At 43.7% G+C, this 8,881-nt stretch carries 10 protein-coding genes; 4 read left to right on the top strand and 6 right to left on the bottom strand.

What is annotated here, in order from left to right:
* The first annotated feature begins 192 nt into the window (after positions 1 to 192).
* On the top strand, positions 193 to 897 hold the full coding sequence (locus tag IM500_RS00050) for an SDR family oxidoreductase (protein ID WP_052276701.1): 705 nt from the start codon (positions 193 to 195) through the stop codon (positions 895 to 897).
* Positions 898 to 987: 90 nt separating this feature from the next.
* On the opposite strand, the gene IM500_RS00045 is transcribed toward IM500_RS00050, so the two are convergent.
* Positions 988 to 1,140 (bottom strand): hypothetical protein, encoded by a 153-nt coding sequence (locus IM500_RS00045; RefSeq protein WP_287737345.1) that lies wholly within the window; start codon positions 1,138 to 1,140, stop codon positions 988 to 990.
* Positions 1,141 to 1,160: 20 nt separating this feature from the next.
* Here IM500_RS00045 and hppD point away from each other — a divergent pair, with 20 nt between their 5' ends.
* Entirely contained in the window at positions 1,161 to 2,246 is a 1,086-nt protein-coding gene (gene hppD / locus IM500_RS00040) for a 4-hydroxyphenylpyruvate dioxygenase (RefSeq protein ID WP_190719166.1), read from the top strand.
* Positions 2,247 to 2,277: 31 nt separating this feature from the next.
* Here the strand turns inward: hppD and IM500_RS00035 are convergent, their stop codons facing one another.
* Positions 2,278 to 2,814, bottom strand: a complete 537-nt coding sequence (locus IM500_RS00035) for a retropepsin-like aspartic protease family protein (protein WP_287737344.1) — start codon at positions 2,812 to 2,814, stop codon at positions 2,278 to 2,280.
* An 83-nt stretch (positions 2,815 to 2,897) separates the two neighbouring features.
* Positions 2,898 to 3,239 (bottom strand): histidine triad nucleotide-binding protein, encoded by a 342-nt coding sequence (locus IM500_RS00030; RefSeq protein WP_147073365.1) that lies wholly within the window; start codon positions 3,237 to 3,239, stop codon positions 2,898 to 2,900.
* Positions 3,240 to 3,419: 180 nt separating this feature from the next.
* Here IM500_RS00030 and IM500_RS00025 point away from each other — a divergent pair, with 180 nt between their 5' ends.
* Positions 3,420 to 4,946 carry a YifB family Mg chelatase-like AAA ATPase gene (locus IM500_RS00025; protein ID WP_002798811.1) on the top strand — a complete coding sequence of 509 codons (1,527 nt, stop codon included), beginning with the start codon at positions 3,420 to 3,422 and terminating at the stop codon, positions 4,944 to 4,946.
* 269 nt (positions 4,947 to 5,215) lie between these two features.
* On the opposite strand, the gene IM500_RS00020 is transcribed toward IM500_RS00025, so the two are convergent.
* Positions 5,216 to 6,520, bottom strand: a complete 1,305-nt coding sequence (locus IM500_RS00020; RefSeq protein WP_190719177.1) for a hypothetical protein — start codon at positions 6,518 to 6,520, stop codon at positions 5,216 to 5,218.
* Positions 6,521 to 6,718: 198 nt separating this feature from the next.
* Between IM500_RS00020 and IM500_RS00015 the strand changes: the two genes are divergently transcribed.
* On the top strand, positions 6,719 to 7,147 hold the full coding sequence (locus tag IM500_RS00015; RefSeq protein ID WP_147072521.1) for a Tery_1686 family protein: 429 nt from the start codon (positions 6,719 to 6,721) through the stop codon (positions 7,145 to 7,147).
* A gap of 74 nt (positions 7,148 to 7,221) precedes the next feature.
* Here the strand turns inward: IM500_RS00015 and IM500_RS00010 are convergent, their stop codons facing one another.
* Positions 7,222 to 7,497, bottom strand: a complete 276-nt coding sequence (locus IM500_RS00010; RefSeq protein ID WP_287737343.1) for a hypothetical protein — start codon at positions 7,495 to 7,497, stop codon at positions 7,222 to 7,224.
* Positions 7,494 to 8,693 carry an ISAzo13 family transposase gene (locus IM500_RS00005; protein ID WP_502882344.1) on the bottom strand — a complete coding sequence of 400 codons (1,200 nt, stop codon included), beginning with the start codon at positions 8,691 to 8,693 and terminating at the stop codon, positions 7,494 to 7,496. The genes IM500_RS00010 and IM500_RS00005 overlap by 4 nt, the downstream gene beginning before the upstream one ends.
* Positions 8,694 to 8,881: the final 188 nt, after the last annotated feature.

Below are 8,881 nucleotides of genomic sequence, written 5' to 3'. Positions count from 1 at the left end.
GCCAAGCTTTTCTGGTCGGAACCCCCTAAGCCGAGTTTTCAAGGTGCTGCGCCGTCCACTTGGTTTTCGAGACTGGCCTTTTAATTCTAACGTCAAGCCAACCTAGAACGGCGGGGTTTCAGACCCAAAATTTCCGATGATTTTCCAGTTGGAACAGTTTACAATAAGATTTGTAAAAATTTATAAATAATTATGAGCGAAAAAGTTGTCCTGATTGTCGGTGCTACGGGGGGTATCGGTGCCACTTTAGCGGGTAAACTGGCTGTTAATGGTCATAAACTCGTATTAGCGGCGAGAAATGCCGATAATTTATCTAATTTAGCTGGTGAGTTGTCTTGTCCTTCTTTAATTGTACCGACGGATATCACCAATCCGACTCAGGTGGAAACTTTGATGGCAAAAATTGTCTCCCATTACGGCCGGTTGGATGTGTTGGTTAATGCGGCCGGAGCCGGTGTGATGAAACAATATAATAAAATCACGCCGGAAGATTTAGATAAAATGCTCGACCTCAATCTGAAGGGGAGTTTTTATACCTGTCAGGCTGCCGCTAATGTGATGAAGGAAAATAAAGCTGGTCATATCTGTAATGTGGTGGGAATTTTGGGTAAGCATTCTATGGCTATGGCTGCCGCTTATTGTGCTTCTAAGTACGGGGTGGTGGGTTTTAGTAAATGTTTGGCCGATGAGTTAAAACGCTATGGTATTAAAATGACTTTATTCTATTTTGGTGGTGTCGATACTCCTTTTTGGGATCAGGTGAGCTTAAAAGTTGATCGCACTAAAATGTTAACCGCTCAAACCGCCGCCGATGCTATCTATTTTGCCATGAATGCTGAACCCCAAGCCGTCCCCATGGAAATTAATATTCAACCCGATAGTCATCTCTTTTTTTAATCCTCAGGAGTCGGTCGTCAGGAGATAGGGTTTTAGGGTTTTAGGGTTGTAGGGAGTTGGGGTTTTAGTTGAAATTCCCCCAATACCCCACTACTCCACTTCCCCATTCCCCATTCCCCATTCCCCATTCCCCATTTCCCCATTTCCCCATTTCCCCATTTCCCCATTTCCCCATTTCCCCATTTCCCCATTCCCCATTTCCCCATTTCCCCATTTCCCCACTCCCCACTTACTAACACTCAACCACTTTTTTGACTTTATCTATGTTTGTTGCTCATATTCATTTTTATGTAGAATCGGCCAAAAAATGGCGAGATTGGTTTGTGCGGGTGATGGATTTTCAGACGATCGCAAGTTTAGTTAATCTGCACACGCACACGGAAATAGTTGGCAATGGCATCCAAAAAGATAAAACTAAACAGATTATTTTTATCTTATCTTCTCCCTTAAATTCCCTTAGTCCCGTGGCGGAATTTTTAAGTAAATATCCTGAAGGGGTGGCGGATGTAGCTTTTCAAGTAGAGGATTTAGACAGTTTAGCTAGGAGAATTAAACAGGACATTTTTATTGAGGAAACTGTTTTGGCTAGGGGTAAGATAAAAAGCTGTCAAATCTCTAGCATTGCTAATCTCAAACATACGTTAATTGAAAGACAGGGAATCACGCCAATTTTAGCCGATCCTAATCTGATTGAGTATGATAGTCAGCAACAATATAATCAGGATATTCTGGCAATTGATCACTTAGTTTTAAATGTTTTTCAGGGAAATTTAGAGTTAACAGCCAATTGGTATGAGGAAAATTTAGGCTTTAAAAAAAGGCAAACTTTTACTATTAAAACGGATCGTTCTGGTCTTTATTCCCAGGTACTTGTTCACCCCGAAACCGAATTAAAATTACCGATTAATGAGCCAGATAGTAACAGTTCTCAAATTCAAGAATTTTTAGATATTAATCAAAAATCTGGCATTCAACACATTGCTTTAAAAACAGAAAATATTTTAAGATTAACTCAAAAATTAAAAGAAAGGAAAGTAGAATTTCTATCAGTTCCCAACAGTTATTATCAACAAATTGACTATCAAAAAAAAGATTTTAATATTGCTGATTGGGAATGGTCAGAAATTAAAAAACAGGAAATTCTCATCGATTTTGAACAAAATAGTCATTCCCTCCCGGAAAAGCCGACTTTACTGCAAATTTTCACTAAACCAATTTTTTCCCAGCCGACTTTCTTTTTTGAATTAATCGAGCGACGTCATGCCGCTAGAGGTTTTGGAGAAGGCAACTTCCAGGCCCTATTTGAAGCGATCGAACGGGAACAAATACAGCGAGGAACTTTAGATTAGAGTCAGAAAAGCGATAATTTTTCCCATGAGACTATGAACGATAACGTAATTCAATCACATCTTTTTTGATCGTGACATCATAGGAACCAAAAAAAGTTTGTCCCAAGAGTCCTAACCCTTCCATTTGGGGAGAAATACCAACAATCTGATTAGATAAAACCACCTCGCCAACTTTAATAGAATTAATGCGACCAAGATAAACCCTAACGACACCGCCAGCGGTATGAGCGAGTACTTCCCTTTCCCGTTTGACTTTCATCGCTTTTGCCATGGCATCGGTAAGGACGATGCCACTAGCTCCCGTATCAAAAAGCATTTCATAATAGTGACGGTGATTAAAAACCACCATCACCGTGGGAATGCCATTAACCCGGCGTTGAATCGGTAACTGATAAACTTGCGGGGAATTTTTCCTATTTCTAGATGAACCGCCACAGAGACGGCTAAGATCTATCTGTTGTCCATCTGCTCTTTGGAGAAAGCATTCCGATTGAGCGAGAGTCGCGGCGGTGAAGGGAAATAACAGCAGGGTGCTGGACAAAGCGATCGCAGAAATAGACCTATTCATGGGTTTAACATCGAGAAGACCGACTCGGAAAAGAACGCTTCTAGCTCTATAATTCCCCAAAAATGCGGGAAAATAACGGGGGTTTAACCGGGGGGCCAGGTCATTGGGCGATCGCCTAAGAGATGGACATGAAGATGAGCGACGGTTTGACCCCCATGTTCCCCATTATTGATTACCACGCGATAACCTTGACTTAATTTAGCTTCGGCGGCCACCTTTTTAACAGTTAGTAACAAATGCCCCAATAAATCGCGATCGCTGTCGCTGGCTTCCTCTAGTTTCGGAATCGGTTTTTTGGGGATAATGAGGATATGGGTGGGTGCTTGGGGATTAACATCTCGAAAAGCGAGAACCAGATCATCTTCATAGACGATCGAGGCAGGAATTTCTTTACGGATAATTTTGCTAAAAATAGTCTCGCTCATAGACAAATTGCTTTTTTTTTAACTATACCATTAAGCTCTCAGCTTTTCTGGTTAGGTTATCCCCAGAAATACGCTGATTTTCCGGGTAAATTCCCAGATAAAATCATTTTTATGCGGAAAACTAGCCGAACATCCTGTTTCATTTTCCTAAGAACTCACTTTATTTTTACTTGAGCCAAAATGTTAGCAAGGGTTTGGAGTGCGGCAATTATCGGCATCGATGCCATTAAAATCGGGGTAGAGGTGGATGTATCGGGGGGATTACCCGGAATTGCCGTGGTGGGTTTACCCGATACCGCCGTGCAGGAGTCGAAAGAAAGGGTAAAAGCTTCCCTAAAAAATGCCGGATTTGCCTTTCCCATCCGCAAAATTGTCATCAATTTAAGTCCCGCCGATATCCGCAAAGAGGGGCCGATTTATGATTTACCGATTAGTATCGGCATTTTAGGAGCCTCCGAACAGGTAGAAGCCGATTTATTGGGGGATTTTCTCTTTTTAGGTGAATTATCCCTCGATGGTAGTTTGCGTCCCGTGGCGGGGGTTTTACCCATTGCTGCCGCCGCCGAAAAAATGGGGATTAAGGGTTTAGTGGTTCCTGCCGATAATGCCAAAGAAGCGGCCGTGGTCAAAGGCGTACAAGTGTATGGGTTTCGTCATCTATCGGAAGTGGTAAATTTCTTAAATGAACCCGATCGCCATTCACCGATGACTTTTAACGCTGCCGAGGAATTCGGGCGATCGCAGGTAAATCTCCCCGATCTCAAGGATGTCAAAGGCCAAGCCATTGGCCGTCGGGCCCTGGAAATTGCCGCAGCTGGGGGTCATAACCTAATTTTTGTCGGGCCACCGGGCAGCGGTAAAACCATGTTAGCGCGACGTTTACCCGGTATTCTGCCCCAGCTGACCTTTGCCGAATCCCTAGAAGTCTCCCAGATTCATTCCGTCGCCGGATTACTGAAGGATCGAGGTTCCCTGGTGCGCGAGCGTCCTTTTCGCAGTCCCCATCACTCCGCTTCCGGAGCGGCACTGGTGGGAGGTGGCACTTATCCCCGACCGGGAGAAATCTCCCTTTCCCACCGTGGTATTTTATTTTTGGACGAATTAACGGAATTTAAGCGCAGTGTCTTGGAATATCTCCGGCAACCCCTAGAGGATGGTTATGTGAGCATTTCTCGCACTCGTCTTTCCGTCGCTTTTCCGGCCCGTTTTACTCTAGTGGCCAGTACCAATCCCTGTCCCTGTGGTTATTACGGCGATTCGGTGCAACCCTGCAGCTGTTCACCGCGACAACGGGAACAATATTGGGCGAAATTATCGGGGCCGCTTTTAGACCGTATTGACCTACAAGTGACCGTAAATCGCCTGAAACCGGAAGAAATGACCCAAGAGAGTCGGGGAGAAGCTTCTGAGCAAGTGCGGCAACGGGTAGAAAGGGCCAGACAAAAGGCCAGCGATCGCTTTCAGAATACGGGGATTCGCTCTAATGCGGAGATGAATTCCGAGCATTTGCGGGGTTTTTGCGCTCTTGATCATAGCAGTCGCCATATTTTAGAAGGGGCAATCCGAAAATTGGGTTTATCGGCCCGAGCAATGGATCGCATTCTCAAAGTTGCCCGCACCATTGCCGATTTAGGAGATAGTGAAATGCTGAAAAGTTCCCACGTTGCCGAAGCAATTCAGTATCGCACTCTCGATCGTTTAAGTTAGGGTTTGCGGCAAAAAGTTTGTTGCTGGGGTTAGGAGTCGGTCGTCAGGATTCAGGATTCAGGATTCAGGATTCAGGAGGCGGTCGGCGGTCGGCAGGAGTTGAGAGTTGGGGTTTTAGGGAGTTGGGGTTTTAGGGTTTTGGGGTATTAGTTGAAATTCTCCTATCTCCCCACTCCCCCACTCCCCCATTCCCCCATTTCCCCATTTCCCCATCACCCTACACCCCACACCCCACACCCCACACCCTACACCCTCTTTCAAGTCAGGAGTCAGGAATCGGGCGATTCTAAGCGTTTTTGCCATTCTCGATCGATTTTATCGGAGCGCTCGATCTCTTGTTCGAGATAGTCTTGATCCGTAGAATAACTAATATCAGCATCCCTAATCACTTTTTGGTCGGCAAATTGACGAGAGTAGGCAAGTTTTTGCTCTAATTCAGGATTATTTTGGGCTAATAAATCTGCTCTTTTTTCTCGCTGTTGATTGCGTTGATTAACCCGCTTATTTCTCCACTGTAAAAAGAAATAACGACCGAGGGGAATCCCCAAAAAAGCAGCGGCATAACTGAGGAGAAAACCGTAGATCCCTGTGACTATCGACCCCAGAGAACCACTCAAATCCACACTATCACTGTTGAGCAAAGATCCTAAAACTAAAGCGAGGATAAAGTTAACCGCCCCTAAACCTAAAGCTAAGATAATTTGACCGCTATCTGCTTCGCTAAACTTCCAGCTTTTTTCCTTTAGATAGGGGGAAACTGTTTGTAATTTTCTCTCTTTGGTTGTCACCTGTAGATCGGGAAAATAATAGATAATATCGCCTCGATCGGACACCTGCGGCAACCCATTAAAGCGAGTTAAAACTGGTAGTATATAATCTTCTGTCTCCTCCTGACTGGGGGTAATACTATCCAGATAGGGGGCAATTTGTGGAGCGATAATCGAGCCACGATTATTTTGAATTACTTTACCGATAGTTTGCCAGCGTCTCTCCTCTAAATTAAAATTAGGATCGCCATCGCCAAAAAGAAAAGAAAAAACTGCCTCGAGAAAATTCATCTTACTAGGGGGTTTTTCTGCCTTAACTTCCCGATCTCTTTTTTCGTAGTAGTTATTACCAAAATCGGGATAAAAAATCCAGAAAAAGTCCGTGGGAAAGAAGTTAATATTAATTTTGCTATCTCCAGAATTGTTATCCGAGTCACTATCTTTGAACATTAAGCCGATCAGGATCGCTAGGATAGCAAGCAAGAGGATTAAAATCGAAATAATTAAAACAATGCCAAAGGAAATGCGAATAACATAAAAAACTACTTGCCAGATTTTACTGGCGAAAGCTTTTAACTGCAATTGCCAATATTTATTCAGGAGAATTGAGCGAAAATTTTCAGGGAAAAGATAGATAATCTCCCCCGTATCTGCTACCTGTAAATGTCCCCCCGCTTCCGCAGCTAAAGCTAATAATCCCTTTTGTGCAGCGTTAATCTCTAAACCCGATTTTGCCGCCACATCACCCACCGTAACCCGATAGCCTAATTTTTCGATCGATTGTAATAGAGACTCTTGGGGATTCATAGAAAATACTGTTCCTGTCGATTATCCTATTTTCTAGTTTAGTTTTGATTTTGTCTTTTTGGCAGCGGCTATCTTGATTGACAGGTGCGGCATTTTGGACTTGATCGAGAAAATATCGTTATAATTGTCCCAATAGTCGCAAAAAGCAGGGCTAAACTGTATAAATAGTTACTTTATAAGCAATTATCAGAGGTGAGCATGAATGCGTCGGAACAGGCAAAAGGATTAGAATTAACGGCGAAGATCGCCACACTCGTCAACCTGTTTAAACAAGAATTCCCCGATGCAAAGGCAGATCTGAAACCTTGGCGCAATGATCCCCACACAAGGGAGTTAACGGATCCCGACTCGATCGATATCGCTTTCCATTTTCCCGGTTGGAGTCCCAGAATTCAAGGGCGCAGTATTCTGGTACAAATTCGTTTTCATCTCGATAGCGAGGATCAGCATCAGCGTTTGATTGGCTTAGAAATGCAGGCTTTTAACCATCAAGGAACCGCTTGGCGACTATCTACGGTGGAAAATTGGCAATTAGTCGGCAATTATCAACCCTCTCCTAAGGTGGCTGATAAGTTAAAATATTTCAGCCGGCAGGTGTTTGAAGTTTTTAAAAATGAGCATCGATAAGGCTCTTTTGGCACTCTCGGCAAAATATCGTTATTCGATCGAGATTAAATCGGTCATAATGTCAAGCTATAGGACTAAATTAATTCTTGAAAGTGCTTCGCTTGAGCGGAAATTTTTAACATTTTTTCTGGTTGATCGTGAATCTCACTTTTTTGAGAGGATTTACGGCTGCTCGTGGTTGTTTTAGACATACTGATATTTTTAATACTAACAAAGCGATATTGATAGTCCTGAAGAAAATCGGGTTGATTCCAAAATAAGCGTCCGATTTCACGACAATAGGAGACAAAGCATTCGGCTCCTTTTAATTGTTTAAGAGAACTCCATAAAAAAGATGATCCAATAGTCAAGTGGTTTGATAAGGGATTTCCACAAACCACTTTGGCAAATGGGGAAGTCGATTAATCTGTTTTTCCAACTCTGCCATTGCCTTCTGAATCAACTTTACCCCAGTGTGGTAAACCTTCTCAATGAGCTTGACGACCGGATTTTTTCCTTTGAAGGTAAGGGTTTCGGCAAAGTGAAGCACCGTTTCCACACTATCGAGTAAACTCCCCTTCCAATGCTGCTCCAGCCAGCCAAAGGTACGTTCTACTGGATTGTACTTGCTGTGATAGGGGGGATAGTAGGCTAACTCAATGTTCAATTGCGACTGCTGGGCAAAGGCTACCATCCGGTTCATAAACTGAGTACGACGAGAATGGTTCTCCGGCCCATTGTCTTGGTTAATCACCAATTTGTGAATGTGGCCAAAGCGGTCTTTTACCATCGCCCACCAATGCTCCAATAAATCCACAATACAATCTGCGGTCAGTTTAGAGCTGACAAAGAACAAGTACAGTTCATTGTATTCGGGGAGGAAAATACCATAGGGGGTGAGGGTGGTGCTCGCATCAAAATCATGATCTAAGGCAATAGTGGTCACTCGCGTTTTGCCTCCTCGGTCAAACTCTCCAACTTTGACCGCTACTTTGGCATCCATTGAGATACGTAAGGTCTGCGGGTCAGCATCGGCCTGTTGATTAACCGAGTGGATTTGCTCAAAGATGGCATCCGTTTCCGGTATTTTCTTTTGCGGTTTCGCCTTGACTACTCGTTTTAATCTATATCCCATCTCGTTTAATCGGCAACGAATTGTCTCCTCACTGGGTAATTCCTCCGGATGGTAGCCTTTCTGCTCTATCAATTGACGACGCACTTCCGATGCACTTATCCGGCTGTATAAACGGGTGCTTTTGAAACTAGGATCGGTCTGTGCCTGGGGTTCTACCAAGGCTCGTATGTCTTCGAGCAAATTAGGTAATTTTTCTTCTACTCGCTTGCGTCCACTGCGATGATAACCATCTTCGAGTGCTTGTCCACTGGTCAATTCCCCCATCCCTTTGCGGATTGTTCGCCGATTCCAGCCCAATTCTCGTTCGGCAAAGGTTTGCCCTCCAATCCCTAATGAGCGCACCACTTCTGCCATAAATTGTCGTCGGTCACTGCCTTTCAGCTTTTGGGCAGTTTTGATATAAAGGGCTTTCAGACTATCGGTTAGTTGAATCAGGGATGCTGGTTTCATGCGAGTTCCTCACTCTGAGGATTTTCCCATTATTACTGAACTTCCCCCGTATAAATATACTAGCTATGGCTCAAAGTCTTACAGAGCCTGAGTTAAAGCAATGTAATACTAATAAACTACTGGGTACAAACTCCTGAAATCTTTACGCAGACAGGGTTTGAGGCAAAATT

Source organism: Microcystis sp. M179S2 (genome assembly GCF_020245805.1).
Classification (GTDB): Bacteria; Cyanobacteriota; Cyanobacteriia; order Cyanobacteriales; family Microcystaceae; genus Microcystis; species Microcystis aeruginosa.
Note: the sequence above shows the minus strand (reverse complement) of the source record. Positions and strands in the feature narration are given on the sequence as shown.

Excerpts from the sequence above, each read along its gene's own strand:
- hppD (WP_190719166.1), top strand. The coding sequence starts at position 1,161 with ATGTTTGTTGCTCATATTCATTTTTATGTAGAATCGGCCAAAAAATGG.
- IM500_RS00025 (WP_002798811.1), top strand. The coding sequence starts at position 3,420 with ATGTTAGCAAGGGTTTGGAGTGCGGCAATTATCGGCATCGATGCCATT.
- IM500_RS00015 (WP_147072521.1), top strand. The coding sequence starts at position 6,719 with ATGAATGCGTCGGAACAGGCAAAAGGATTAGAATTAACGGCGAAGATC.
- IM500_RS00020 (WP_190719177.1), bottom strand. The coding sequence starts at position 6,520 with ATGAATCCCCAAGAGTCTCTATTACAATCGATCGAAAAATTAGGCTAT.
- IM500_RS00035 (WP_287737344.1), bottom strand. The coding sequence starts at position 2,814 with ATGAATAGGTCTATTTCTGCGATCGCTTTGTCCAGCACCCTGCTGTTA.
- IM500_RS00030 (WP_147073365.1), bottom strand. The coding sequence starts at position 3,239 with ATGAGCGAGACTATTTTTAGCAAAATTATCCGTAAAGAAATTCCTGCC.
- IM500_RS00050 (WP_052276701.1), top strand. The coding sequence starts at position 193 with ATGAGCGAAAAAGTTGTCCTGATTGTCGGTGCTACGGGGGGTATCGGT.